This is a genomic window from Leucobacter sp. UT-8R-CII-1-4 (assembly GCF_030010235.1).
Lineage (GTDB): Bacteria > Actinomycetota > Actinomycetes > Actinomycetales > Microbacteriaceae > Leucobacter.
Window position 1 is genome coordinate 1,000,050 of the sequence record NZ_JASCRS010000001.1, and the last position, 25,031, is coordinate 1,025,080.

At 60.1% G+C, this 25,031-nt stretch carries 21 protein-coding genes; 8 read left to right on the forward strand and 13 right to left on the reverse strand.

The features are described 5' to 3' along the window. Positions 1–21: 21 nt before the first annotated feature. From QBL02_RS04375 to QBL02_RS04385, 3 genes are read right to left on the reverse strand one after another with little or no spacing between them, the layout of a single operon-like run. On the reverse strand, positions 22–1,458 hold the full coding sequence (locus QBL02_RS04375) for an FAD-dependent oxidoreductase (protein WP_282725282.1): 1,437 nt from the start codon (positions 1,456–1,458) through the stop codon (positions 22–24). Between the two features lie 58 nt (positions 1,459–1,516). After that, positions 1,517–2,530, reverse strand: a complete 1,014-nt coding sequence (locus tag QBL02_RS04380; protein WP_282725283.1) for a polyprenyl synthetase family protein — start codon at positions 2,528–2,530, stop codon at positions 1,517–1,519. A 41-nt stretch (positions 2,531–2,571) separates the two neighbouring features. Beyond that, positions 2,572–3,591, reverse strand: coding sequence for a class I SAM-dependent methyltransferase (locus QBL02_RS04385; protein WP_282725132.1), 1,020 nt, complete (start codon positions 3,589–3,591; stop codon positions 2,572–2,574). An 85-nt stretch (positions 3,592–3,676) separates the two neighbouring features. On the opposite strand from QBL02_RS04385, the gene QBL02_RS04390 reads away from it, so the two are divergent. Then, positions 3,677–4,939, forward strand: coding sequence for an isochorismate synthase (locus tag QBL02_RS04390; protein WP_282725133.1), 1,263 nt, complete (start codon positions 3,677–3,679; stop codon positions 4,937–4,939). A 59-nt stretch (positions 4,940–4,998) separates the two neighbouring features. Here the strand turns inward: QBL02_RS04390 and menD are convergent, their stop codons facing one another. Further along, positions 4,999–6,831 carry a 2-succinyl-5-enolpyruvyl-6-hydroxy-3-cyclohexene-1-carboxylic-acid synthase gene (menD, locus tag QBL02_RS04395; RefSeq protein ID WP_282725134.1) on the reverse strand — a complete coding sequence of 611 codons (1,833 nt, stop codon included), beginning with the start codon at positions 6,829–6,831 and terminating at the stop codon, positions 4,999–5,001. Continuing rightward, complete coding sequence (locus QBL02_RS04400; RefSeq protein WP_282725135.1) at positions 6,828–7,301, reverse strand: PLD nuclease N-terminal domain-containing protein; 474 nt, start codon at positions 7,299–7,301, stop codon at positions 6,828–6,830. Before QBL02_RS04400 ends, menD begins: the two co-directional genes overlap by 4 nt. Positions 7,302–7,402: 101 nt before the next feature. Between QBL02_RS04400 and QBL02_RS04405 the strand changes: the two genes are divergently transcribed. Continuing rightward, entirely contained in the window at positions 7,403–7,699 is a 297-nt protein-coding gene (locus QBL02_RS04405; RefSeq protein WP_282725136.1) for a DUF4229 domain-containing protein, read from the forward strand. A gap of 4 nt (positions 7,700–7,703) precedes the next feature. Here QBL02_RS04405 and QBL02_RS04410 read toward each other — a convergent pair whose 3' ends face one another. From QBL02_RS04410 to QBL02_RS04430, 5 genes are all read right to left on the reverse strand, one after another. Continuing rightward, positions 7,704–8,051 carry a cupin domain-containing protein gene (locus tag QBL02_RS04410; protein ID WP_282725137.1) on the reverse strand — a complete coding sequence of 116 codons (348 nt, stop codon included), beginning with the start codon at positions 8,049–8,051 and terminating at the stop codon, positions 7,704–7,706. A gap of 48 nt (positions 8,052–8,099) precedes the next feature. After that, complete coding sequence (locus QBL02_RS04415; RefSeq protein ID WP_282725138.1) at positions 8,100–9,470, reverse strand: FAD-binding oxidoreductase; 1,371 nt, start codon at positions 9,468–9,470, stop codon at positions 8,100–8,102. A gap of 70 nt (positions 9,471–9,540) precedes the next feature. After that, the gene (locus tag QBL02_RS04420; protein ID WP_282725139.1) at positions 9,541–10,497 is read right to left on the reverse strand and encodes a 1,4-dihydroxy-2-naphthoate polyprenyltransferase; all 957 of its coding nucleotides are present in this window, start codon (positions 10,495–10,497) and stop codon (positions 9,541–9,543) included. Positions 10,498–10,524: 27 nt separating this feature from the next. Continuing rightward, positions 10,525–11,712, reverse strand: a complete 1,188-nt coding sequence (locus QBL02_RS04425; protein WP_282725140.1) for an AMP-binding protein — start codon at positions 11,710–11,712, stop codon at positions 10,525–10,527. 54 nt (positions 11,713–11,766) lie between these two features. Then, positions 11,767–12,507, reverse strand: a complete 741-nt coding sequence (locus QBL02_RS04430; protein ID WP_282725141.1) for an IclR family transcriptional regulator — start codon at positions 12,505–12,507, stop codon at positions 11,767–11,769. A 154-nt stretch (positions 12,508–12,661) separates the two neighbouring features. Between QBL02_RS04430 and QBL02_RS04435 the strand changes: the two genes are divergently transcribed. The 6 genes from QBL02_RS04435 (at position 12,662) to QBL02_RS04460 (ending at position 20,108) form a co-directional block, all read left to right on the forward strand. Continuing rightward, positions 12,662–14,851 (forward strand): malate synthase G, encoded by a 2,190-nt coding sequence (locus QBL02_RS04435; RefSeq protein WP_282725142.1) that lies wholly within the window; start codon positions 12,662–12,664, stop codon positions 14,849–14,851. A gap of 26 nt (positions 14,852–14,877) precedes the next feature. Beyond that, on the forward strand, positions 14,878–16,080 hold the full coding sequence (locus tag QBL02_RS04440) for a pyridoxal phosphate-dependent aminotransferase (RefSeq protein WP_282725143.1): 1,203 nt from the start codon (positions 14,878–14,880) through the stop codon (positions 16,078–16,080). Positions 16,081–16,404: 324 nt separating this feature from the next. Further along, positions 16,405–17,244: a siderophore-interacting protein gene (locus QBL02_RS04445; protein WP_282725144.1), complete on the forward strand. Its 840-nt coding sequence runs from the start codon at positions 16,405–16,407 to the stop codon at positions 17,242–17,244. A 311-nt stretch (positions 17,245–17,555) separates the two neighbouring features. After that, complete coding sequence (locus tag QBL02_RS04450; RefSeq protein WP_282725145.1) at positions 17,556–18,767, forward strand: LLM class flavin-dependent oxidoreductase; 1,212 nt, start codon at positions 17,556–17,558, stop codon at positions 18,765–18,767. Positions 18,768–18,772: 5 nt separating this feature from the next. Then, positions 18,773–19,258, forward strand: a complete 486-nt coding sequence (locus tag QBL02_RS04455) for a MarR family transcriptional regulator (protein ID WP_282725146.1) — start codon at positions 18,773–18,775, stop codon at positions 19,256–19,258. 139 nt (positions 19,259–19,397) lie between these two features. Continuing rightward, positions 19,398–20,108, forward strand: a complete 711-nt coding sequence (locus QBL02_RS04460) for a CE1759 family FMN reductase (RefSeq protein WP_282725147.1) — start codon at positions 19,398–19,400, stop codon at positions 20,106–20,108. Positions 20,109–20,174: 66 nt separating this feature from the next. Here QBL02_RS04460 and QBL02_RS04465 read toward each other — a convergent pair whose 3' ends face one another. The 3 genes from QBL02_RS04465 to QBL02_RS04475 form a co-directional block, all read right to left on the reverse strand. Next, a complete protein-coding gene (locus QBL02_RS04465) occupies positions 20,175–21,551 on the reverse strand; it encodes an NAD-dependent succinate-semialdehyde dehydrogenase (protein WP_282725148.1) in 1,377 nt (458 codons plus the stop codon). A gap of 261 nt (positions 21,552–21,812) precedes the next feature. Further along, positions 21,813–23,204, reverse strand: a complete 1,392-nt coding sequence (locus QBL02_RS04470) for an aspartate aminotransferase family protein (RefSeq protein ID WP_282725149.1) — start codon at positions 23,202–23,204, stop codon at positions 21,813–21,815. 193 nt (positions 23,205–23,397) lie between these two features. Beyond that, positions 23,398–24,882, reverse strand: coding sequence for a CoA-acylating methylmalonate-semialdehyde dehydrogenase (locus QBL02_RS04475; protein ID WP_282725150.1), 1,485 nt, complete (start codon positions 24,880–24,882; stop codon positions 23,398–23,400). Positions 24,883–25,031 lie beyond the last annotated feature (149 nt).

Here is a 25,031-nt window from a genome sequence, read left to right on the forward strand (position 1 = left end):
CTCGCCGAACCTCGGATACGGCTATTCGCCGAGTGAAACCTTGGTCATTTCCTCGCGCGAAACAACCTTGATACGCTCACGGCCAGCTGCCTCACCGAGCGAAAGCTCGTGCTCGTCGAGGCGATGCCAGCCTTCAACCGTGGTGAAAGGCACGTTGCGCGATCGCAATAGCTCTGGAATCGCAGCGCTCTCAGGCTCGCTCGGCTGCCAAAGCTTTGAGCGATCCTCAAGCAGGCATTCGATGGTCTCCATCGCGTCGCTCTTGGTGTGACCAATCAGACCGACCGGTCCGCGCTTGATCCAACCAGTCGCGTAAACACCCTGCATTTGCGAGCCGTCAGCGCTCTGCACTCGGCCCTGTTCGTTTGGAATCACGCCGCGCACATCATCGAAGGGGATCTCTTCGAGTGGTGAACCGAAGTACCCGATTGCTCGGTACAGCGACTGCACTGGGATCACTTCAAACTCACCGGTGTCGATGATGCCGCCCTGCCCGTCGGGAGCTGTGCGTTCAATCTTGATACCTGCGACCCGACCGTTCTCGGTTACAACCTCGACGGGCTTTGACCAGAAGTGCAGATGCAGTCGGCGGCTTGCCGGTGCGACCTCGCCGCTCTCACGCAGCTTCTGTGCTTCACGCCACTGATTCATGATGCGCGAAATTACGATGATCTGTTTGTTGCTCATCAGAGTTTCGGTGACGTAGGGGTCGTCGAGGTCGAAGTCACGCTCGTCGATCACCATGTCTACGTCACGCACTTCACCGAGCTCACGCAGTTCGAGCGGCGTGAACTTTACGTACTGTGGACCGCGGCGACCGAAGAGGTGCAATTCTTCGATCGGGTTCTGATCGAGCACCCGATGCACATTGTCTGGAATCTCGGTAGGCAGCAAGTCTTCGGCGTGCTTGATCAGCATGCGTGAAACGTCAAGCGCAACGTTGCCGTTGCCGATCACGGCGACCTGCTTCGCTTCAAGTGGCCACTCGCGTGGCACGTCTGGGTGCCCATCGAACCAGCTCACGAAGTCGGCTGCGCCGTATGAAGCCTCGGCGTCGATACCTGGGATGCTCAGTTGTGCATCACGGATCGCACCGGTTGAGAAGATCACCGCATGGTAGTGACGCTTCAGGTCTTCGAGCGTGATGTGCTCGCCGTAGCGAACGTTGCCGTAGTAGTGCACTGAGCCGTGTGGGCCTTGCGATCCTGCGCCCTCTGCTGAGGCGTCAGAATCGTTGCCCCGGTCGGTGCGGTCAAGCACCTCACGCAGTGCTTTGATGATGCCCTTGATGCGCGGATGGTCTGGTGAAACGCCATATCGAACAAGACCATACGGTGCTGGCAATTGATCAAATAGATCAATTTCAACGTCAAAGTCACGTTCGGCTTTGATCATCATGTCGGCCGCATAAATTCCTGCGGGGCCGGCTCCAACAATCGCGAGGCGCATCTTGCTCAAGTTCATCGCTTTCTTGCTAGCCCTCGCTAGCCATCGGTGCGGGGTTTGCGTTGCGGTGTTATCCCTCGCGGGTGACGATCGACTCTGCCATGCGCTCAAGACCGCGCTTCACGGTCGACTTTGGCAGTGGGTCAAGCGCACGAACCGCGTCGGCAGCCCACTGACGGGCGGCTTCTTCGGTCTGCTGGGTAACTTCGTGTTCGCGCAGCGCAACGACTTCTGGGTCGAGGATCGACGGGTCTTCGCCCGCAGCGATCCGAGCGACTCCGCTGTCAATGCGTGCGCAGAATTCTGCGGCGGCCGCATCGCCCTTTGCGGCGCGATCACGCAGCAAGAGCAGTGGCATTGTGACCACGCCAGCACGCAGGTCGGTGCCGGCGAGTTTGCCAGTCTGCTCTGCTTTTGGTGAGAGGTCGATAACGTCGTCGATCAGTTGGAAGGCGACACCGATCTTTTCGCCATATGCGGTGACACAATCGGCGTACTCACGTGGGGCGCCAGAGAACAGCACGCCCATTCGCGCAGCTGTGGAAATCAGTGCACCGGTTTTGTCGGCGAGCACCTGAAGGTAGTGCTGCATTGGGTCGTCTTCGGAGCGAGGGCCAACCGTCTCGTGCAGTTGTCCGAGGCAGAGACGCTCGAAGGTTTTTGCCTGCAGCAGGATCGCTTCTTCGCCCATGCCTGAAACCATTGATGATGCGCGTGCAAACAGCAGGTCTCCGGCGAGGATCGCGACTGAGTTTGACCAGACAGTCTGAGCGGCGGGTACACCGCGGCGCAGCGTGGCGTCATCCATCACATCGTCGTGGTAGAGCGAGGCGAGGTGAGTAAGTTCAATTGCGATTGCTGCGCGGCGCACGCGATCGTTTGGTCCGTCGCCGAGTTGGCTGGTGAGCAGCGTCAGCATCGGGCGGATTCGCTTGCCACCGGCTTCGGCGAGGTAGCGCGCGGGTGCATCCGCAACTTCTGAAGCAAATGCGAGTTGTGCGAGCAGGTCTTCTTCGACAAGTGCAAGCTCTTGCTTCATCTTGTCGGCGTGACGTTTCTCGGCTGCACCGCGGAAGAGGTGCATGGGCATCGCCTGGGTGGCGGTGTCTTCGGTGATGGGGCGGCTCATTTGGCCTCCGCCTTCTTCGCTGGGGCAGACTTCGCGTCTGCAGTCTTGGTAGTTGAGGTCTTTGCTGGCCCTGGCTTTGGTGTTGCCGCCTCGGGCGTCTTTGCTGCTGGCTTCGCGCTTGAAGCAGGCTTCTTCGCTGCCGGCTTCGCGGCGGATGCGGGCTTTTTCGCAGCGGCAGCGGTCTTCGTAGCTGCGGGCTTCTTGCCTGTTGTCTGCTTCGAAGCAGGCTTCTTCGCAGCAGGCTTCTTCGCTACTGGTTTGGCTTCGGCAGCTTTGCTCGCTGATTCTGCGGCCGCTACCGGCTTATCTTGCGGCACAAATCCTCGGTGAAGGGCCACGATGCCAAGGGTGAGATTTCGATAGGCGACGCGCTCGAAACCGGCCTCGCGCAACCAAGCAGCGAGCTCGTCTTGGTTCGGCCAAGATTCAATCGACTCGTTGAGGTATCGATATGCTTCGGCAGCCTCACGATTGATGAGTCCCGCGACCTTCGGCAAGACGTGGCGTCCGTAGAGTCCGTAGGGCACACGCACGAGCTGCGCTGGCGGAGTCGAGAACTCGGCGATCACGATTCGACCGCCAGGTTTCACCACTCGCAGCATCTCGCGAAGTGCCTTGCGAGGATCGTTCACATTGCGCAGGCCGTACGAAATCGTTGCAGCATCGAAACTATTGTCTTCGAATGGCAGCTGTGTCGCGTCAGCGAACACGAAGTCGATGAGGTCGTTTCCTGCGTGACGCTTTCGCCCCTCAGCCAGCATGCCTTCCGAGAAATCTGCGGCAACTACATTCGCCCCGTGCTTGGCAATAGCGGCGCTCGAGGTACCCGTGCCTGCGGCAAGGTCGAGCACTCGCATTCCCTTGCGTGGAGCGATGGCTTTGGTGGTAGCAACACGCCAAAGGCGGTCGTTACCAACGGTGAGTACATCGTTGATCAGGTCATAGCGAGGAGAAACCTCGTCGAACATGGTCGAGACGTCGGTGGCCAGCTTGGTGGCCGTATCGGGGCGGGTCACTCTTCCTATGCTAGCCGCACTTCCCTCCGTGCTCGCCGGGAGAGCACAAGCTTGCGATCAGCGAATGCAGAGTACATTGGACTGCGTGAACGCTGATTCGGTGCCTCCTCACCTCTTTGCCGTCACGCGACCCCTCCCACTTGAAGATGTCTCGCGGTTACTTGAGTACACCGACGCGCAGCATCCTCTGGCTTGGATTCGCGATGATCGCGGTTGCGTTGGTGTCGGCGAACTCTTGCGTTACGATTTTTTTGGCGAGGATCGTTTTGCCGCCGCCAATGACATTTGGCAAAAGATTTCAGCACTCTCGACGGTTGACGATCCGCTGAATCTGCCGGGCACTGGCTTGATCACGTTTGGCACCTTCGCTTTTGATGCGCGCAGCGAAGCTTCAAGCCTGCTCGTAGTACCCCGCATGGTGATCGCCCGCAACGCAACCCAGGCGTGGATCACCGAAATATCGACTACACCGATCGACGACGAACCCAAGCTGCCTGAGCGGCAGACTGAAAGTTCGTGGCGCGGCACCAAACTGCTCACCGACCTCGCCGATGAAGCCTACCTTTCAGGGGTGCGCGGGGCCGTCGCTCAGATTGATCGTGGCGAAGCCGAGAAGATCGTGATGGCCAGACGCGTTATTTCTGCGATTGATGCGAGCGACGACCTGCGTATACCGCTCGATCGTCTCGCTGAACGCTACACCGATTGCTGGACATATGCTCTCGACGGAATGATGGGGGCGAGTCCCGAAACCCTTATTCGGCAAACCGGCGGAGGCATCACTGCACGGGTGCTCGCCGGAACCCGTGGCCGACGCGAAGACGAGTTGGCTGATGCGCGCGAACGTGACGAATTGCTCGCAAATAAGAAAGAACAGCATGAGCACGTTTTCGCTGTGCAAAGCGTAGTGACTGCGCTCTCGCCTCATGTGAACGACCTACAGGTGAGCCCGGAGCCGTTCGCACTCAAACTGCCAAATGTTTGGCACCTTGCTACTGACTTTCAGGCAACACCCGGAGACGGCGTCTCTTCCCTTGAGCTCACCGCTGCGTTGCACCCCACTGCGGCAGTAGCTGGCACTCCAACCAGCGATGCTATCGAGGCGATCTACCAGTTGGAACCCTTCGACCGGGCACGTTATGCCGGCGCAATCGGTTGGATGAACTCGCACGGTGACGGCGAGTGGGTCATCGCCCTGCGCTGCGCCCAGATCGGCGAGGCCGTAGATGGCGAACGCTCGGTTACGGCATATGCCGGTGGCGGCATAGTTGCGGGTAGTGATCCCTCGCACGAACTGCAGGAGACGGTTTCAAAGTTTCGCCCGATCGCTGAGGCGCTCGCACCCTAAACAAATCGGCGCTAGGTCACTCATGGAGCCTTCACCCTGCCCTCAACGCACGACAGGTGTTACTCGCGCGAGAGCGGAACCTCAACGATTTGCGGCCCCGCTACCGGCTCAGTGAGTAGGCGCTCAAGTTCGCCGCGCGTTTCAACTCGACGGTATTCCCACCCGTAGGCAGCGGCGAGTGCCGCTAAGTCGACTCGCTGAGGGGTATACATCACTCGCTCGAACGCCGCAGATTCAGCGGTTTGTGCGGCCTCAAGCGTGTCGAAAATGGTGCCACCGCCATCGTTTCCAACGAAGAGTTGGATACGTGGGTGCGGCTCGTCTACGGGCAAAAGTAGTGAGCCTGCATCGTGCAGCATGGCGAGGTCACCGATAAGCACCCGAGTGGTGCCCGCTCCGAGCTGCGGCTGATCCAACGCTTGACTTGATGCTGCGATGCCGAGAGCTGTCGCTATGGTGCCGTCGATCCCCGCCAGGCCGCGGTTCGCTCGCACCTCAACTTTTCGCGGTGCAGCCACGCGGTCAAGCTCACGAACCAGGCGCGACGCTGCCACCACCAGTCGATCGTGGGGCCAGCTCGAACGCCACAGGCTTTCGGCCAGCATGGCCCGGCTCACCGGCTCTTTCTTGGCAGCGAGCTCGGCACGCGCATACGCATTGCGCTCTTTGTAGCCAACTGCTTTCGCTGATTCAAGATCGGGTTCGTGCACGGTGGATCGTTCCGCACGCAGCTCTCGGTCGGCCAACACCCAGCGACCGAGCCATCTGCGCATGACAGTCGGGTCGTAGTCTGCGCCGAGCTTGATGCCGAACACATGCTTCGCGTCACCGCTCGGATCGTAATGGTCGACGTCGTCACCGCGATGCGGATCGACCACAATCACCTCAACGTCGTCACGCTTCAAGAGTGCAGGAATCTGTCTGGTAAGCGTCGGGTGTCCAAACACCACAGCACGTTCGATCAGCCCGCCGATCTCGGGATCGTCAATCAGCGTCGCATATCCGGTAATCGCTTCGCGCCCGTAGCGGACGCCGCTGATTATCTCCGCGAGTAGCGGCACCCCCGCATCGCGCGCGAACTGTTCAGCTTCTTCGCCAGCACCCTCACCTGCGATCACGACGGTGAGCGCGTCACCCTCAAGGGCAAATTGCGGTTCGTCGGGTAGAAATGTGACGAATCGCCCGTCAGCCAGCGGCACGCTCCGGCCCACGTTGTTCGTCGGCGTAACGCCAGAGTTCTGCTGATAGGCCTCGTCGCGTGTCTGTGCGGCACGCACGAGCAGTTCGTCAGCCGCGTCCGCTTCCCAGCTAAAGGGCCCAGAGAGTGGTTCCCGAAACTGCAGGTTGATTTGCACCGGGCCCGCTGGCTCGTGATACACGCCACCGTAAGCCGCACCCATGCTGTGCTTGCCAACACTTTCTGCGTTGTGCCAATTGGTTACGCCCGCGACGCTTTCAAAGCTTTGATCCACATCAATATCAAGCGAGTAGCGCGAGAACTCGGCGGTTAGGTTCGCCTGACGAGTTGTCTGATTGCTTCGTGTGCCACGCATTGAGGCAGGCCGGTCGGCCGTGAGTAGCAGCATTGGCACACGCGACTCGTGTGATTCGATTGCCGCTGGCACGAGGTTAGCGACGGCAGATCCGCTGGTCACGATGATGGGCGCTGGGACTCCCGTTTCGCGCGCAATACCGAGCGCGAAAAATGCAGCGGATCGCTCATCCACTCGAACGTGCAGCCGAATGAGGCCGAGTCGTTCAGCATGCGCCGCAGTAAGTGCGAGAGCTTGCGAGCGTGAACCTGGACACACCACGACATCGCGAACGCCCTCTCGGATCAGCGATGCCAGCAGAAGTGTGGCATATTCCGATGCACGCGAGACGTCTTTCACCGTTGTGCGTCGCCCTCAGCGGCACCGTTGTCATCGCGTTTGTTGTCCTCGGCACGAGGAGTTTCATTCGTGCGCTTTGAGACATCAGCAGGGTTGTCGGTGCTCTTTTCACCGCTCGCATCACCGGCAACTGCCGATTCATCAGCAGTGGGGAACACTTCATTGTCGAGTTCGCGAAGCCGCGCTTCGAGCTCTTCGACGTGGGCGTCGATTTCGGCCGTCGAGAGACGCGTGCCGGTGAAGCGTGGGTCGTCGTCCGGTGCGGTCTGTTTCACAGGCGCCGGCCCTCGGCCTTTGCCGATCGTGAGCCAGAGCACAGCACCGATCACGGGTAGCGCCACAATCAGCACTACCCACACGGGCTTAGAGACTCCCCGCGCGCGCGAGGCGTCGCTCATTGCCGCATCGACAAGAGCGTACAAAATGAGCGCCACTCCGATAATGACACCGATGATCGCAAACCGAACCATGACCCCATGCTACCCGTGGTCGCTGACAGTCTCATTGAGCCGCAGCGTGCCCATGCAGGCATGACGCTTGCGCCCAGCTTCGCTCAGTAGACTGTGCTCTCGTGAATACCGGCAAAGCATGGATCGTCTACGTCCTTCTGCGAATCGTCTTTTTCGCCGTACCCTTTGCGGTGCTGTTTTTCATCGGCTGGCCGTGGTGGCTCGCCCTGGCTATCGCCTCACTGATCGCTTTGGCACTCTCAGTGATCTTCCTCTCGAAGCAGCGCAGCACGGCTTCAAGCAGCATCTACGAATGGCGCATGCGTGATCGCACCGCGGATGACATCGTTGAAGACGATGCTGTTGACGCGGCCGAGGCGGCCCAGAGCACCGATAGCTCTGCCAACGACACGAAGTAACTGTCTACTCGCTAATGATCGTGTAGTGCTTGCGCAGTTGCTCGTGCACAACCCAGGTGCCTTTCCAGCCTGAGGGCGTAACGAATATGTCCCCAGGGCCAAAGCTCACATCGGGTTCACCCTCAACTTGCAGTGTGACACGCCCACTCAAAATAGTGCAGACTTCGTCGTAGCCATTGCGCTCTGCGGCGAATGCACCGGGCGAGCATTCCCAAATTCCGGTATCGATCTTGCCACCTGTCCAGATGGTGCGTGAAGCCTCGGTGAGTCCCTCAGTGAGCGCCGTTGCTTTTGCGGTGTGCTCGCCAATTTCGGCTTCATTTGCTGAGTGAAGTGCGGGTGTGCTTGTCATGCTTGGCTCCTTTGCCAAATCTCAATCAGTGTCTAAGCGTCTGTTCGGTTACGCGCGTCCGGTAATCACATCGGCGATCTTGGCAATCGGTGAGGTGGTTGGCCGGCCACGGTATTCGGCTGCGTCCGCCATGCCATAGGCGGTGTAGAGCCCCTTAGTGGCGATCCAGCGAAGTGGCTCAGGTTCCCACTTGCGAACGCGATGGTTCACCCACGGCAGAGTGACAAGTTCGCTTTGATTGCCGAGGATCAGATCGGTGATAGTGCGACCGGCCAGGTTGGTCGAGGTCACCCCTGTCCCAACGTAGCCACCGCCCCAAGCTATTCCGGTCTCGTGATCGAGGCCCACCGTGGCCGCCCAATCGCGTGGCACACCGAGCACTCCAGACCAAACGTGTTCTACTGCTGCGCCCCGGGTCGCCGGGAAAAATCGGTGCATAATCTCGCTGAGGGTATCGACCGTGACGATGGGCGTCTGGCCGTCAGTATCGGTGCGTGACCCGTAGCGGTAGGGCACCCCTCTGCCGCCGATTGCAATGCGGTCATCGGCCGTGCGTTGGGCATACATATAAACGTGCGCGAAATCACCGAGCACCTCACCGTTGTTCCAGTGCAGGCTGTCCCACACGCTTTGCGGCAGTGGTTCAGTTGCGATGAGAGACGAATTCATCGGCAACCACAAACGGCGCAATCCTTTGAGGTTCGCGGTGAATCCTTCGGTAGCGCGAACCACATACTCGGCCGAAACCGTACCGCGGTTGGTCACCACCCGGTGCGGCGAAATTTCGGAGGCTGTGGTGCCCTCATAAATCGTTACACCAAGTTTTTCGACGGCAGTGGCGAGTCCGGCGGCGAGTTTTGCCGGTTGAATACGCGCGCAGTGCGGGTGCCACACGGCCGCCCGGGTGCCTGCGACGTTGATCTTCGCCATCGCTTCGTCGGCTTCAAGCAGTTCAAGGTCGGTGTATTTCCACGCTTGTTCGGCGGCCGCAAACTCGCGGATCCGCTTTTCTTGTGCCGGGGCGTAGGCAACGTTGAACTCGCCGCCCTTTTTAATATCAGCGTCGATGCCTTCGGCCGCCGCCACACGAATCACTTCGTCGACCGTCTCGTTCATCGCGCGCTGTTGCCGCTCGGCGGCGTCACGCCCGTGGCTTGCCACGTACTGTTCACGTCCGCCAGTAATAGCGTTTGTGAGCCAGCCGCCGTTGCGTCCGGATGCGCCGTAACCTGCGTGTCGCTGCTCGATAATGGCGATGCGCAGATCTGGTTGCGCCTGCTTCAGGTAGTAGGCGGTCCAGAGGCCCGTGTATCCCGCACCAACGATGGCGACGTCAAGCTGCAGATCGCCTGCCAGTGGACTTCGCAACTTCGGCTGGCCGATCTGTTGCCACCAGTGAGAGACGTTGCCGTTAATCATGAATCTCCTTTGATTCTTCGATCTTTCACGCCGCTGAAATCCTAGCGCTTCGCGCTCGGATTTCGCTTAGTTAAAACGCGAATGCAACACCCATCAGCACACCGTACGCAAGTGCGGTGAAACTGGTCAGCGCAAGGGCCAGAATCATTTCGCGTGCGCTGCGCGCCCAAAGCATGATTACGGCCGCCGGAATTGCGCCGATCAGTGCGAACAGCGCAAAGATCATCATTGGGTAGGCGAGCACATAAATTCCGGGGGCTGCGAATGGTGCAAGCACGAAGAAAGCGAAAAGAATTCGTGAGGCACGATCGCCTACGCGCACCGAGAGTGTGCGCTTTCCAACGAGTTTGTCGGTTGGAATATCGCGGGTGTTGTTTGCGATCAGCACCGCGACGGCGAGCATGCCAACGCCGGTCCCGGTGATCCATGCCTCTTGCGGAATAATGTCGCTTTGTAGCCACACGGTGCCCACCGTTGCCACGAGACCAAAGAAGATAAACACGGCAATCTCGCCAAGGCCCGCATAGCCGTATGGTCGCTTGCCACCGGTGTAGAACCAGGCCGCGAGTATCGCGACAGCACCAACTGCCAGGAACGCCCAGCGCTCACTGAGGATCACGGCGACTAGGCCGGCGACGGCTGCAAGACCGAAAAAGACGAGGGCGGTCGCGAGTACCTTCTTCGGGTTGACGAGACCTGATCCGGTGAGCCGTGCTGGGCCCACTCGGTGCTCATCGGTGCCACGCACACCATCGCTGTAGTCGTTCGCGTAGTTCACGCCGATTTGCAAGAGCACTGCGACTGCGAGGGCCAAGAGTGTGAGCGTCAGGGAGAAGCTTTGTTGCATCTGCGCAATACCTGCGCCTGCTGCGACGGGAGCGATCGCAAGTGGCAGTGTGCGCAGCCGAGCTCCGCCTACCCAGTCGACCCAGGTGATTTTGCTGCGGCCGTCTACATGCTGGTGCCGTTCTGCGGCAGCGCGAGTGGCCGGGTTGCCCGACCGCTGTGGGTTCTTCGAAGCGCTCATGGCTTCGATCCTACTGATCTGCGAGAGTCAGTGAGCGAACTTGCGCTTGAGCTCTTCAATGTCAGGCTTGCCACCCGCGAGTCGCGGCATTTTTTCGACACGGTGGATCGCTACGGGTACCGCGGCAACTCCGATCTGTGCGCGCAGCGCGTGACTCACGGCTTGATCAAGATTTTCATCGTCGGCGGCAGCGTAGGCATCGTCTGCACCTGCGTCTGCGCTCACCCTTTCGGTGACGAGCAAGACCCGCTCACCCCAGTCTTCGTCTTCGACGGCGAGCGCAACGGCAGAGTCGAACCCAGGCAGCTCTCGGGCAACCCGCTCAACTTCGTCAAGCGACACATTGATGCCGCCCGAAATCAGCACGCGATCGAGCCTGCCGGTGACGGTCAGCATGCCTCCGAGCAATTCACCCGCATCACCCGTGCGATACCAGCGAACGCCTTCTTCGGTAATGAAGCGGTCAGCAGTGAGTGCATCGTCACCAACGTAGCCGAGCGCCAGGCTCTCCCCCGCCAGTTGCACCTCGCCGCCGCGGATCCTCATGCGCGTCTCACCAATTTCGACGCCGTCATACACGCAGCCGCCTGCGGTTTCGGTCATGCCGTAGCTGCGGCGCAGTTCAATGCCGAGTTCGTGGGCGCGTTGGCGTAGCGAGAGCGAAACGGCTTGGCCGCCCACCAAAATTGCTGAGAAGCTGCGCAGAATCTCGGCGGCTTCTTCGTTTTGCTCGGCGTGATCGAGCAGCCTGATCAGCTGCACGGGAACGAGGGAGACGTAGCGACGTTCGTGATCGAGGCGTTTCGCTGCCTCAAGAAATGCGTGTGGCTCGAAGGGCGCGTCAAAGAAGACTGGATCGATGCCGCTCACCTGGCTGCGCACAAGCATTTGTAGGCCAGAGATGAGATTGGCTGGCAGGGTGACAAGCCACTGCCCTTCGCCGCCGAGCCGCTCGTGCGTTGCGGCGGCGCTCGCTTGGAGCGCTTCGGCCGAGAGCGCTACTGCCTTTGGCACTCCGCTTGAACCTGATGTGCGTACGAGCACGGCGGTACTTTCTGGCAGCTCAAGTGCTTGCAGTCGTTGCACTTCGGCTTCGTCAAGCCCGGTCGCGACCGGCAGCACTGGTGCGCCGCCTTTCAGCGCGTCTCCGAGAGCGGCCAATAGCCAGGCTCGATCGTCAACTGGTACCGCGCGCAATTTGGCTTGATTCGTCACCCTTTCAGGGTAGCCGCGTTTTCTGGCTGTGCCGTGAACGAGAGTTGCCGAGGATTAGGCGCTGTCGCCCTGCAGGGTTCGTGCGGCCTCGCGCAGCGCTTCGACGCATTGCGCGACAGCTACCTCGGTCATTCGCACGGCTGGACCTGAAATTGAGACCGCTGCTGGCGGGTTGGTGCCGGGAATAGCGACCGCAATACAGCGCACCCCTACCTCTTTTTCTCCGTCGTCGATCGCAAACCCTCGGGCTCGGGCTTCACGCAGGTCTGCAATGAGTGCGGTTTCATCTGTGATCGTGGTTTCGGTGTATTTTGGCTGCCCGGTGCGTTGTAGTAGTGCCCGCACGTGATGCTCTGGCAGCATCGACATGATCGCTTTGCCAACGCCCGATGCGTGCGGGAGCACTTGCCTGCCAACCTCGGTGAACATGCGCATTTGTTGCCGCGATGCGATCTGCGCGACATACACAATGAGGTCGTGTTCGAGCACGGCAAGGTTCGCGGTCTCTTGCGAGAGTTCTTCGAGTTCGGCGAGGATCGGTGCGGCCATTTCGGCGAGCCCGGGCGTTGCCTGCCTGCCGAGCGCAATCAGGGTTGGTCCGAGGCTGTAGTTTCGGTCGTTGCCCTGATTGACGGCGCCTCTGCTTTGCAGTGTCTTCAGTAGTCGATGCGCGGTTGGAGCTGCGAGTCCGGTCTGGGCTGCAATTTCGGCGAGTGAGAGCGGTCTTGCCGCGTCGCCAAGGGTTTCAAGCACGTCGAATGCTCGTTCGAGCGATTGAACGCCGCTGGTGGTCAAGGCCGCGCCGCCTTTCTTCCGGCTGTACACGCCGATATTGCTTCACGAATTCCACGATGCGGAATAGCTATTTCAAAAAAGGATACGCCTGCCTACACTCAGCAACAAGCACCAAGCAATAAGCCCAACGCTCAGCACCAACGAAGGACTGCACTTGTCTCACTACGCCCCCCGCGCCGATCTCAGTGTCGCAACACCAATCATCGAGTTCGCTGAGCAGACTGCCACGCGACATGGCTTTGACCTTGATACCTTCTGGGCAGGCGTCGCCGACATCGTGCATGACCTCGCACCAAAAAACGCTGAACTACTCGCAGAACGAGACCGCCTGCAGCATCTCATCGACGATTGGCACCGAGCGAATCCGGGCCAGCCTGATCCAACGCTCTACCAAGAATTTCTCGAACGAATCGGTTACCTTCGCGCAGAACCCGAACCCTTCGAAATCAGCACACTCAATGTTGACCCAGAACTCGCGACCCTCGCCGGCCCACAGCTCGTAGTGCCGCTGCTCAATGCTCGCTTTGCGCTCAACGCCGTGAACGCCCGCTGGGGCTCGCTCTACGATGCGCTTTACGGCACCGACGCAATCGATCAGAGTGGTGACCTCGCGCCAGGCAAGGGCTACAACGCAGTGCGCGGCGCAAAGGTCATCGAGCTAGGCCGCGAGTTGCTTGACGAAGTAGCAGAACTCGACGCTGGATCGCACGCACAATCGACCCTCTACTCAGTCATCGGCGGAGAACTCGTCGTATCACTCGTAGGCAACGAGACCGCAAGACTCGCAAACCCGACGACCTTTGTCGGCTACCGCGGGGAAGCCGAAGCGCCAAGCTCGGTACTCCTGCGACACAACGGACTGCACCTTGAAATCGTGGTCGACGCAAACGGCGCAATCGGCAAGACCGATGATGCGGGCGTACAAGACATTCTGCTTGAATCAGCCCTCTCAACAATCATGGACCTCGAAGATTCGGTTGCAGCGGTCGACGCAGACGACAAGGCCCTCGGCTACCGAAACTGGCGCGGCCTCATGGACGGCACGCTCACTGAAACCGTTGAAAAGAACGGCACAAGCTTCACCCGCTCGGCCAACCCAGACCGCGAATACACCGCCATCGATGGCAGCACACTCGTATTGCCCGGACGGTCCACCCTGTTTATTCGCAATGTGGGCCACCTGATGCGCACCGACGCCGTGCTAGATCGCGAAGGCGAGTGGGTGCCAGAGGGCATCCTCGACGCGATCATGACCTTGCTCGGTTCGCTCAGCGACCTCACCCAATTCGGAGGCGAAAGCGCCGGCCGCAACTCCCGCACCGAGTCGATCTACATTGTGAAGCCAAAGATGCACGGCCCAGACGAGGTGGCCTTTGCCGCAGAACTCTTTGCACGCGTCGAAAGCCTCTACGGCCTGCCAGAGAACACCGTGAAGATCGGCATTATGGATGAAGAGCGCCGCACCAGCGCAACTCTCGCAGCCTGCATTGCCGCAGCTCGCGAACGCGTGGTGTTCATCAACACGGGCTTCCTCGATCGCACCGGTGACGAGATCCACACCTCAATGCTCGCCGGCCCGATGCTGCCAAAGACCGAGATTCGCAACCAGCCGTGGCTCGGAGTCTACGAGCAGCGCAATGTTGCAATTGGTGTCGAATGCGGCCTCGACCACCGTGCGCAGATCGGCAAGGGCATGTGGGCCATGCCCGACCTAATGAGCGACATGCTCGCTCAGAAGATCGGCCACGTACGAGCCGGAGCCTCAACCGCTTGGGTTCCGTCGCCAACCGCCGCAACCTTGCACGCACTGCACTACCACCAGGTTGATGCATTCCGGGCGCGCGCGGAGCTCCCCGCACTTGCAGCCGATTCACTCAGCACTCTGCTCGAAATTCCGCTGGCTGGCGCAAACGACCTCAGCGTCGACGTGGTGCAAACCGAGCTCGACAACAACGCGCAATCGATTCTTGGTTACGTCGTGCGCTGGATCGACCAGGGTGTTGGCTGCTCGAAGGTGCCGGACATTCACGACGTTGCACTGATGGAAGACCGCGCAACACTTCGCATTTCGGCGCAGTTGCTTGCCAACTGGCTCACACACGGCGTCATCGATGCAGCCCAAATCGACGAGAGTCTGCGCCGTCTCTCAGCGGTAGTTGACGCTCAGAATGCGAACGATCCGCTGTACGAAAAACTGCTCGGCGAAGACGGCGATACCCCAGGAATCGCATTCACAGCCGCACGTCGAATGATTCTTGAAGGCGCAGCCCAGCCAAGCGGCTACACCGAGCCGCTGCTGCACGAGCTCCGTCGCGCAAAGAAGGCTGAACACATGCAGAAATAGCATGTCACAGCCCCTAGGATTGAGTCGTGAGCAACATCTCCCGTCTTTCGAAGAAGATCGGCGCGATCGCCGAGTCCGCAACCCTCAAGGTCGACGCCAAGGCTAAAGCCCTGCAAGCCGAGGGCCGTCCCGTAATCAGCTACGCCGCTGGCGAGCCCGATTTCGCGACCCCAGCACACATCGTTGACGTGGCACGCGCCGCGCTCGACGATCCCAAGAACTTCCGCTACACCGCAGCGGCTGGTCTTCCCGTGCTGCGCCAGGCTATTGCCGCAAAGACCGCCCGCGATTCTGGCTGGAACATTGATCCAGCGCAGGTAATCGTCACCAATGGTGGCAAGCAGGCTGTCTACCAGGCATTCCAGGTGCTGCTTGATCCGGGTGACGAGGTGCTGCTGCCAGCGCCATACTGGACCAGCTACCCAGAGGCGATTCAGCTCGCCGACGGTGTTCCTGTTGAGGTTTTTGCAGGTGCAGACCAGGGCTACAAGGTAACCGTTGAACAGCTTGAGGCGGCTCGCACCGAGCGCACCAAGGTTCTGCTCTTTGTTTCACCTTCGAACCCAACCGGTGCGGTCTACTCTCCAGAAGAGACCCGCGCAATTGGCGAGTGGGCAGAAGCGAACGGCCTCTGGGTTGTTGCCGACGAGATCTACCAGAACCTGGTGTACGACGGCGTGCGCGCTGTCTCGATTGTTGAGGCTGTGCCAGCGCTCACCGACCGCACCATCCTGGTAAACGGTGTCGCAAAGACCTACGCTATGACCGGCTGGCGTCTCGGCTGGATGATGGGCCCCGCCGACATCATCAAGGGCGCTTCGAACCTGCAGTCACACCTCTGCTCGAACGTGAACAATATTGCTCAGCTCGCTGCCGCTGCCGCACTCAACGGCCCGCAGGAGCCGGTCGAAGAGATGCGTCTCGCTTTCGACCGCCGCCGCAAGCTGATTGTTGACGAGCTCAACAAGGTTCCTGGCTTCCACTGCCCAACCCCAGAGGGCGCCTTCTACGCTTACGTAGATGTGCGCGAGGCGCTTGGCCGCGAGATCCGTGGCGTTACCCCGAACACCTCCCTTGAACTCGCCGATCTGATTCTTGATCAGGCCGAGGTCGCAGCGGTTCCTGGTGAAGCATTTGGCCCGAGTGGATACCTGCGCTTCAGCTACGCGCTGGGCGACGAGCCACTGCTTGAGGGCATCCGCCGCATTCAGGCACTGCTTTCGGAGTAATCTTCGCAAACAATAGGCGGTCCCGTTCCCTGAGCTATTCAGGTGACCGGGGCCGCTTTTTGTTCAGCGCCCACCTTCCCCTCCCCTGCCAATCTGCGTTCGCGTCCCTGCCGTCTTTCTGCGTTCGCATCTCCTCTGTCTTTCTGCGCTCGCGTCTCCTCTGTCTTTCTGCACTCGCGTAGCGAATTGTGAAATATCACCCGCGGGCGGTTGCGGTTCTGCAACTTGGCGCAGACCCTAAGTACCCCCTTCTCTTCATCAGACGAATTGGCTAGGCTGGATAACTGTTGATATCGCGAGAGATTTATAAGGGGTAGGTGCACGATGAGCGAACATTTCGAGTGGACCAGAGTGATGCACGAGCTCAAGCGCCGCAATCTGCGGGTGTTGCGCTCAGAACAGATTGCGCCACGCATGCAGCGCATCACGGTTGTCGGCGAGGATCTTGAGGGCTTTGTCGCCCTCGCACCGGGCGACCACGTCAAGGTATTTTTCCCTGACCCAGCGGGCGATGGCACCATTTTCACGCCGGCCCGAGACAAAGAAGCTCCGGCGCCAGCTGGCGAGGTCATCGCTCGCGATTACACGCCGTTCGCGTTCTGCGCCGAAGGTGAACAAGGACCCGAGCTCGACCTTGACTTTGTGCTCCACGCAAACGACTCGCACAGCGGCCCCGCCGCAGCATGGGCAGCCAAGGCAGCGCCCGGCGATCCGCTGGTTGTCGCAGGACCTCGCGGCTCACTCGTGCCACCAAGCAACATTGAAGAGGCGATTTTGCTCGCCGACGAGTCGGCACTGCCAGCCGTCACCCGCTGGCTCGACCTGCTCGGCGACACCCCGGTCGTGGGCCTCTTTACTGTCGACAACCCAGAAACCGCTTCGTACCTTGCGAGCTACGAAGGCCCCAGCCGAAACTTCCACTGGGTTAGCGGCGAGGATCGCGCCGACCGAATCAAAACCGCACTTGAGGGGCTCAACATCGGCGAGCGCACGATGGTCTTCTTGGCCGGCGAGGCAAGCTCGCTGATTCCGCTGCGCCGCTACCTGCGTCGTGAACTCGGCTTGCCGAAGCAGCAGGTTGACGCGCACGGTTACTGGAAAAAGGGCGAGGCGAATCTTGATCACCACGCCCCACTGGATCCTTCGGACCCAGACGAGGACTAAGGCAGCCAAGCCGCCAGGCTCCGTCAGAACGCAAAGCCCCGCCCATCGAGCTCGTCGAGATGCGCGGGGCTTTGCCTTTTTCAGCGACGCCTCTCACCATCAGCGCCGCCTCTCGCTCTTCGCCTTCACTTTTCGCTCGTCGCTCGTCGCTCGTCGCCTCATTCTGCGCCCGCGACGCGGATCACAGAATCCCATGAACAGATCGGGAATAGATTCACTCCCAGCGCGTTGATATATGCAAACACATATAATTGGTTTCGAAGATCGGCCCACCCGGGCACGAGATTCACCACAGCGCAACAGGAGCAATCATGGAATTCGGCGTCTTCACCGTCAGCGACATCACGCGCGACCCTACGACCGGGTACACCCCGAGCGAAGCCGAGCGAATTGATGCAACCGTGCAGATCGCGAAGAAGACTGAAGAGGTTGGTCTCGATGTCTTCGCGGTAGGCGAGCACCACAACCCGCCGTTCTTCTCGTCAAGCCCAAGCACCCTGCTCGCATTCATCGCCGCGCAGACCAGCACGCTCAAGATGAGCACTTCGACAACACTGATCACGACGAATGACCCCGTACGCATTGCAGAAGAGTACGCAATGCTGCAACACCTGGCCAAGGGCCGCATGGACCTGATGCTCGGTCGCGGCAACACCGCCCCCGTCTACCCTTGGTTCGGCAAAGACATTCGTTCCAGCCTGCCGATGGCGCTTGAGAACTACAACCTGCTGCACCGCCTCTGGACCGAAGATGTGGTCGACTTCGAGGGCAACTTCCGCACTCCGCTGCAGGGCTTCACCTCTACCCCACGCCCGCTCGATGACGTCGCGCCATTCGTTTGGCACGGATCGATCCGCACCCCAGAGATTGCAGAGCAGGCCGCGTTCTACGGTGACGGATTCTTCGCAAACCATATCTTCTGGCCAAAGGGCCACTACAAGCGCCTGGTCGATTTCTACCGCCAGCGCTTTGAGCACTACGGCCACGGCACCGCAAAGCAGGCAATCGTTGGTCTCGGCGGCCAGACCTACATCGCCAAGAAGTCGCAAGACGCTTGGAACGAGTTCCGGCCGTACTTCAACGAGGCACCTGTCTACGGTGGCGGACCCTCAATGGAAAGCTTCACCGAGCAGACTCCACTTTCGGTTGGCAGCCCCCAGGAAATCATCGACAAGACACTCACCTTCCACGATGAGTTCGGTGATTACCAGCGCCAGATGTTCCTCATCGACCACGCAGGCCTGCCTCTCAAGGCCGTACTGAATCAGCTCGACCTGCTCGGCGAAGAAGTGATTCCCGTGCTGCGCAAGGAGCTTGAGGCTCGGCGCGATCCAGAGACGCCAGACACTCCTTCGCACGCATCGCGAGTCAAGGCAAAGTACGGCGATGAAGAACCACGCCAGCCACGCCCGAACGCAAACCGCGGTGATAACGTGACCGGTGGATCCCCTTACCAAGACACCCAGAAGAAGCCATCGGGTCTCGACGCATTCGGTCGCGACCTCTCTGACTCAAAGGAATAGGCATCATGGCCGACCTGCGCGAAGCTAACCAAGCTTGGGAGGCGCTACTCACCGCCCACTCGGTGATTATGCGACGATTTGCCGACGAGCCGGTGTGGAAAAAACACGGCGTCAGCATGCGCGAGTATGACGTGCTCTACACGCTCGCAAAGTGCGGCAAACCGGCCCGCATGAGCGACCTGCAGCACAATGTTCTACTCAGCCAACCGGCGCTCTCGCGCATGGTCGACCGCCTGGAGGCCCGCGGATTGCTCTCGCGCGTGCGTGACGATGCTGACGGCCGTGCCGTGCGGATCGCGCTCACTGCCCAGGGAACAGATGTGCAGCGAGCCGTCGGCCGATCACACGCCCGAAGCGTTGAGCGCGAAATGCGCACACTCACGCCTGAAGAACAGCACGAACTCGGCCGCCTTGCCAGCAAACTGCTCACTCCGACAGTTGAGTCCGGCGCGCAGGTTGAGTCCGGCGCACAGGCAAATCCCGCCGTCTAAGTTCCGGCGATCCAACGCCCCATCGAGATCGCCTGGTTTTACCGAAACACACTCGCGTCTCCCGAAAAACCAGGCGATCTCGGCAAAACCAGGCGATCTCGGCACAAACACACAGACTTCCAGAAAGCAGCACGACACCATGTCAGAGCTCAACTCACACGACACCACCACCCCATCGAGCAAAGCACCGCTCAATCTAGTCGCAATCAATGCGGGCACGAGCGATCCATCTTCAACCCAGATGTTGGCCGACCGCATCGCCGATCGCGCCATCACCATCGGCGCCGAGCACGGTATCGAGATCGGCCTTCGACAGATCAACCTGCGTGGGCTCGCAAACGACATCACCTCGGCAGTGGTGAGCCGGCACGTCTCCCCCGAGCTGCAACACGCGCTCGATTTGGTACGCGACGCCGATGGCCTCGTGGCCAGCACTCCCGTCTACCAGGCTGGCGCGAGCGGCCTCTTCACCCAGTTTTTCCAGATTCTCGACACCGATGTGCTGATTGGCACACCCGTCGTGCTCGCCGGAACCGGCGGCAGCGCACGCCACTCACTTGTGATCGACGATCAGTTGCGGGCATCGTTCGCCTACCTGCGCACCATGACCGCACCGACGGCTGTTTACGCGGCTCCAGAAGACTGGCAAGAAAAGGGCTTAGGGTCGAGGATCGGCCGTGCCGCCAATGAATTGGTGCTGTTGATGCAGTCAGGCCTGCGAGAACAACTGCGCGGAAACTCCTGGGGGTCGTACCAGCACAGCTTCGGCAGCGCCGGCGGCACCGAAACCTCAATCGACTTCGATAGTGATCTGATGCGTCTCGCCGCTGGTGGAGCCAGCAGCAAATAATCGGGCACAAGCAGTGAGGGCCGGGGCGAATGCCCCGGCCCTCACTGGATCCAGCGTGTGAAAAAACTACTTCGCCACGAAGTAGAGACGCTTGTTCGCGAACTCACCGATGCCGATTGGACCCATCTCGCGACCGAAACCGCTGCGCTTGACGCCACCGAATGGCAGCTCTGCGGCTTCAGCAGCGATCGTATTGACGTGCGCCATGCCGACCTCGAGACGCGATGCTACACGAGCCGCACGAGCCTCATCGGTCGAGAACACCGAGCCGCCGAGACCGAGCGCGCAATCGTTTGCAAGCTCGAGCGCTTCTTCATCGCTCGACACCTTGTAGACGGTCGCGACCGGGCCGAAGATCTCTTCGCCGTATGACTCAGACTCGCGTGGAACTCCGGTCAGCACTGCTGGCGAATAGTGCGCGCTCGGGCCGTCAGAGAGCACGCCGCCTGCAACGAGAGTGGCGCCCTCGGCAACTGCCTTCTGCACCTGCGCGTTAACGGTCTCTGCCGCGGTGCGAGTCGAGAGCGGAGCGAACTCACCCTCGCCAAGGTTCATCTGATCGCCTGGCACAAGACCGGTTGCGAGCTTCGTAAGCTCAGCCACAAACTCGTCGTAGATGTCGTCCATCACGATAAGACGCTTGTTCGAATTGCAGACCTGTCCACCGTTGTAGACGCGGAAGTTCCACGCCTCGGCAGCAACAGCTGCGACATCGTCAGAATCGAGCACAACCATTGGGTCGATGCCACCAAGTTCAAGCACACACTTCTTCAGGTGGCTGCCGGCCTGAGCGCCGATGATGGCGCCGGCACGCTCAGAACCGGTCAGCGAAACACCCTGCACGCGAGGATCCGCGATCATCGAAGCGATCTGATCGTGCGAGGCAAAGACGTTCTGGTAGCCGCCGACTGGAACACCGGCTTCTTCCATGATCTCCTGAATCGTGAGCGCAGAGCGCGCGCAAATGTCTGCATGCTTGAGCAGAATCGTGTTGCCGAGCACCAGGTTTGGTGCGGCGAAACGTGCGACCTGGTAGTACGGGAAGTTCCAAGGCATGACACCGAGCAGGGTGCCCACCGGCAGGTGCTCGATCATTGCCTTGCCCGGAATTGTGCTCGGGATCTCGTAGTCAGTGATCAGGCTTGGGCCGTGCACTGCGTAGTACTCGATGATGTCGGTCGCGAAATCAACCTCGTCGAGGCTCTCAGCAATCGACTTGCCCATTTCGAGGGCGATCAGGCGCGCGAGTTCTTCGCGGCGCTCTGCAAAAATTTCGGCCACACGCTTGACAACGCCAGCGCGCTCCTGCACGCTGCGTTCACGCCACTCGCGGTATACGTCGTCGGCGCTGGTAACTGCTTCTTCGATCTGCTGATCAGTGGCGCTCTCGAAGGTTTCGAGGATCTCACCGGTCGCAGGGTTCTGCACTCGATACTTAGCCATTTCGCTTCCTTGCAATCTTTGTCTTGGGGGTTTGAATGTCTGTTCGCACGATTCGTGATCCTGCGTTGACGGTGCGCTTCTTCAGCCCGCGCGGGCTGCGTTCGCTTTGCGTCCACCGCCATCCTGCGTTCGCCTTGCAAATCGCAGGGTCTCATCCACGTCCAGTTTCACCTTTGACGATGAGACCCTGCGACTTCGCTCGCGAAGCTCACTTCGCACAGGGAGGGTTGAGTTGGGGGTGGCCAGCACCCCCAACTCAAATCACTTGCCCGTGTAGTAACTATCTGCCACGGTCAGCGCCTCGTCAATGATGTCGAGGCCCTTCACCAGATCTTCTTCGCTAATTACCAGCGGAGGTGCGATCTGCAGGCGGTTGCCCGCCGCGAATGGCCAGAGGCCCGCCTTCTTGCACGCAGCAACCACTGCGTTGAACGGAGCAGCTGCCTCGCCACCGGCGTTGAACGGCACGAGTGGTTCGCGGGTTTCACGGTCAAGCACGAGCTCAAGTGCCCAGAAAAGGCCCTTGCCTCGGTACTCGCCGACCGATGGGTGCTTTGCAGCGAACTCACGCAGGCGTGGCTCGACGACGCGCTCGCCGAGGTCGCGCACACGCTCCATGATGCCCTCTTCTTCGAAAATGTCGAAGGTGGCGACACCGGCAGCGCAAGCGAGTGGGTGGCCCGAGTAGGTAAGTCCGCCTGGGAAAGCGCGATCCTCGAATGCCTTATGAATTTCTTCAGAAATCACGACGCCGCCGAGTGGCACGTAGCCCGAGTTAACACCCTTGGCGAAAGTGACGAGATCTGGTGTCACGCCAAAGCCCTGGTATGCGAACCATTCGCCGGTACGACCGAAGCCCACCATGACCTCATCGCAGATCATGAGAATGCCGTACTTGTCGCAGAGTGCGCGCACGCCTGGCAGGTAGCCGGCTGGTGGCACGAGCACACCGTTAGTACCCGTTACGGTTTCGAGCACGATCGCAGCGATGGTGTTTGGTCCCTCAAGCATGATCTGCTCTTCGAGGTGTGCAAGCGCGCGCTCTGCTTCTTGCTCTGGCGTCTCTGCCCAGAAAGCGCTGCGGTAGGCGTATGGGCCGAAGAAGTGCACAACTTCGCCGTCGATCACATCGTTTGCCCAGCGGCGTGGTTCACCGGTCATGGTGATCGCGGTGCCGGTCGAGCCGTGGTACGAGCGGTAGCGCGAGAGGATCTTGCGCTTTCCGCTCGACTGGCGAGCGAGACGCACTGCGTACTCGATTGCTTCTGCGCCACCGTTGGTGAAGAACACTGAGCGGGCACCCTCGAACGAGTGCTCAACGATTCGTTTTGCGAGTTCGCCGCGCACGTCGTTTGCGAGTGCTGGCTGGATGGTTGCGAGGCGGCCCGCCTGCTCCTGGATCGCCTTGATCAGGCCTGGGTGCTGGTGGCCGAGGTTCAGGTTGACGAGCTGCGACGAGAAGTCGAGGAACTCGTTGCCATCGTAGTCCCAGAAACGCACGCCTTCGCCCTTGGCGATTGGCAGTGGGTTGATCGCGCCCTGCGCAGACCACGAGTGGAAAACGTACTGGCGGTCGTTTGCGCGCACCTCACGCTGTGCGTCGTTGTCGCCGAAGCTCTGTGCTTCGCCGTTGAGGTCGATGTAATCGCTCATGTGTTGAGAAGTCCTTTTTGTTGGCGTTGGATCAGGCTGACTGATCCAACGCGATCTGAAAATGCTGTGCGCTACTTTGCGCGGGGTTTTCGCCGCTCTGCTGCTTGTGCACCAAAGTCGCAGAATCTCACTCTCTGAGGAACGAGACCCTGCGACTTTGGCTACGCTCTAGACGCAGAATGGCGAGAGAGCATTAGTTGTTGCTTGGGAAACCGAGGTCGACCTTCGACTGCTCTGGGTTTGGCCAGCGAGTGGTGATGACCTTCGAGCGGGTGTAGAAGTGGATCGACTCTGGGCCGTAGATGTGCGAGTCGCCGAAGAGCGAGTCCTTCCAGCCACCGAACGAGAACGAGCCGACTGGCACTGGGATGGGCACGTTAATACCAACCATGCCGGCCTCAACCTCGAACTCGAACTGGCGAGCGAGGCCGCCGTCGCGGGTGAAGATTGCGGTGCCGTTGCCGAACTGGTGCTCGTTGATGAGCTTGACGCCCTCTTCGTAGGTATCGACACGAACGACTGCAAGCACTGGGCCGAAGATCTCGTCGCGGTACACCTTGCTGTCGGTCTTCACGTGATCGATCAGTGAGACGCCGGTGAAGAAACCGTTGCCCTCGAACTTGTCGTCACGGCCGTCAACCACAACGGTTGCACCCTCTGCCGCGGCACCCTCAACGTAGGACTCGACACGAGCTTTCGCCTCTGCGGTGATGAGCGGACCCATCTCGCTTGCCGGATCGGTGCCGTCACCGATCTTGAGGTCCTTCATGCGATCAGCGATCTTCTGCACGAGCACGTCACCCACGCCGCCAACTGCGACAACCACCGAGACAGCCATGCAGCGCTCACCGGCCGAACCGTATGCAGCCGATACAGCGGCATCTGCTGACATGTCGAGATCGGCGTCTGGCATCACGATCATGTGGTTCTTTGCACCACCGAGAGCCTGCACGCGCTTGCCGTTTGCAGCTGCGCGCTCGTAGATGTACTTCGCGATTGGGGTCGAACCAACGAAGCTGATTGCCTTGACCTCTGGCGCGTCGAGCAGTGTGTCAACGGCAACCTTGTCACCGTTCACCACGTTCAGCACACCGTCGGGCAGGCCAGCCTCACGGAAGAGGTCGGCGATGAAGATCGATGCACTTGGGTCGCGCTCAGATGGCTTCAGCACGACGGTGTTGCCGCACGCGATCGCGCTCGCGATCATCCAGAGTGGCACCATCACTGGGAAGTTGAACGGGGTGATGGCCGCGACAACGCCGACTGGCTGCTTCACCGAGTGCACGTCGACGCCGGTCGAAACCTGCTCGTCGCGCTCACCCTTGAGCAGATGCAGCAGACCTGATGCGAACTCTACGTTCTCGAGACCACGTGCGATTTCGCCTGCTGCGTCGCTGAGTACCTTGCCGTGCTCGCTGGTCACGATTGCTGCGAGCTCTGGGGTGCGCTGCTTAAGCAGCTGACGCAGGTTGAAGAAGACGTCTGCGCGCTTGGTGAGGCTGGTCTTGCGCCACATTGGCAGGGCAGCGGCTGCTGCAGCAACGGCCTGCTGAACGGTCTCGACCGAAGCGATGCTCAGCTCGTGCTGTACCTCGCCGGTTGCTGGGTTGTAGACAGGCTGAGTGCGCTCAGCGTCGGTGACCTTTTCACCGGCGATGACGTGGGGAATGCGTGCCATAGCTGGCCCTCTTCTCTAGCTCTTGGGTTGTTGTTCGGGTGTTCTTTTGCTGGTTGCTTTGAATTCTGTTGAATATGCAACCGCATTTGGTCAATGTGTTCGATTTCTCGGAACACGATCTATCCAAGTATCACAAGGCTTGCACCGAG

What these genes read in the sequence shown, in the direction of transcription:
- QBL02_RS04445 (WP_282725144.1), top strand. Translation starts at nt 16,405, where the DNA reads ATGAGCGAACATTTCGAGTGGACCAGAGTGATGCACGAGCTCAAGCGC.
- QBL02_RS04470 (WP_282725149.1), bottom strand. Translation starts at nt 23,204, where the DNA reads ATGAGCGATTACATCGACCTCAACGGCGAAGCACAGAGCTTCGGCGAC.
- QBL02_RS04460 (WP_282725147.1), top strand. Translation starts at nt 19,398, where the DNA reads ATGTCAGAGCTCAACTCACACGACACCACCACCCCATCGAGCAAAGCA.
- QBL02_RS04465 (WP_282725148.1), bottom strand. Translation starts at nt 21,551, where the DNA reads ATGGCTAAGTATCGAGTGCAGAACCCTGCGACCGGTGAGATCCTCGAA.
- QBL02_RS04415 (WP_282725138.1), bottom strand. Translation starts at nt 9,470, where the DNA reads ATGATTAACGGCAACGTCTCTCACTGGTGGCAACAGATCGGCCAGCCG.
- QBL02_RS04380 (WP_282725283.1), bottom strand. Translation starts at nt 2,530, where the DNA reads ATGCACCTCTTCCGCGGTGCAGCCGAGAAACGTCACGCCGACAAGATG.
- QBL02_RS04475 (WP_282725150.1), bottom strand. Translation starts at nt 24,882, where the DNA reads ATGGCACGCATTCCCCACGTCATCGCCGGTGAAAAGGTCACCGACGCT.
- QBL02_RS04450 (WP_282725145.1), top strand. Translation starts at nt 17,556, where the DNA reads ATGGAATTCGGCGTCTTCACCGTCAGCGACATCACGCGCGACCCTACG.
- QBL02_RS04410 (WP_282725137.1), bottom strand. Translation starts at nt 8,051, where the DNA reads ATGACAAGCACACCCGCACTTCACTCAGCAAATGAAGCCGAAATTGGC.
- QBL02_RS04455 (WP_282725146.1), top strand. Translation starts at nt 18,773, where the DNA reads ATGGCCGACCTGCGCGAAGCTAACCAAGCTTGGGAGGCGCTACTCACC.
- QBL02_RS04420 (WP_282725139.1), bottom strand. Translation starts at nt 10,497, where the DNA reads ATGAGCGCTTCGAAGAACCCACAGCGGTCGGGCAACCCGGCCACTCGC.
- QBL02_RS04400 (WP_282725135.1), bottom strand. Translation starts at nt 7,301, where the DNA reads ATGGTTCGGTTTGCGATCATCGGTGTCATTATCGGAGTGGCGCTCATT.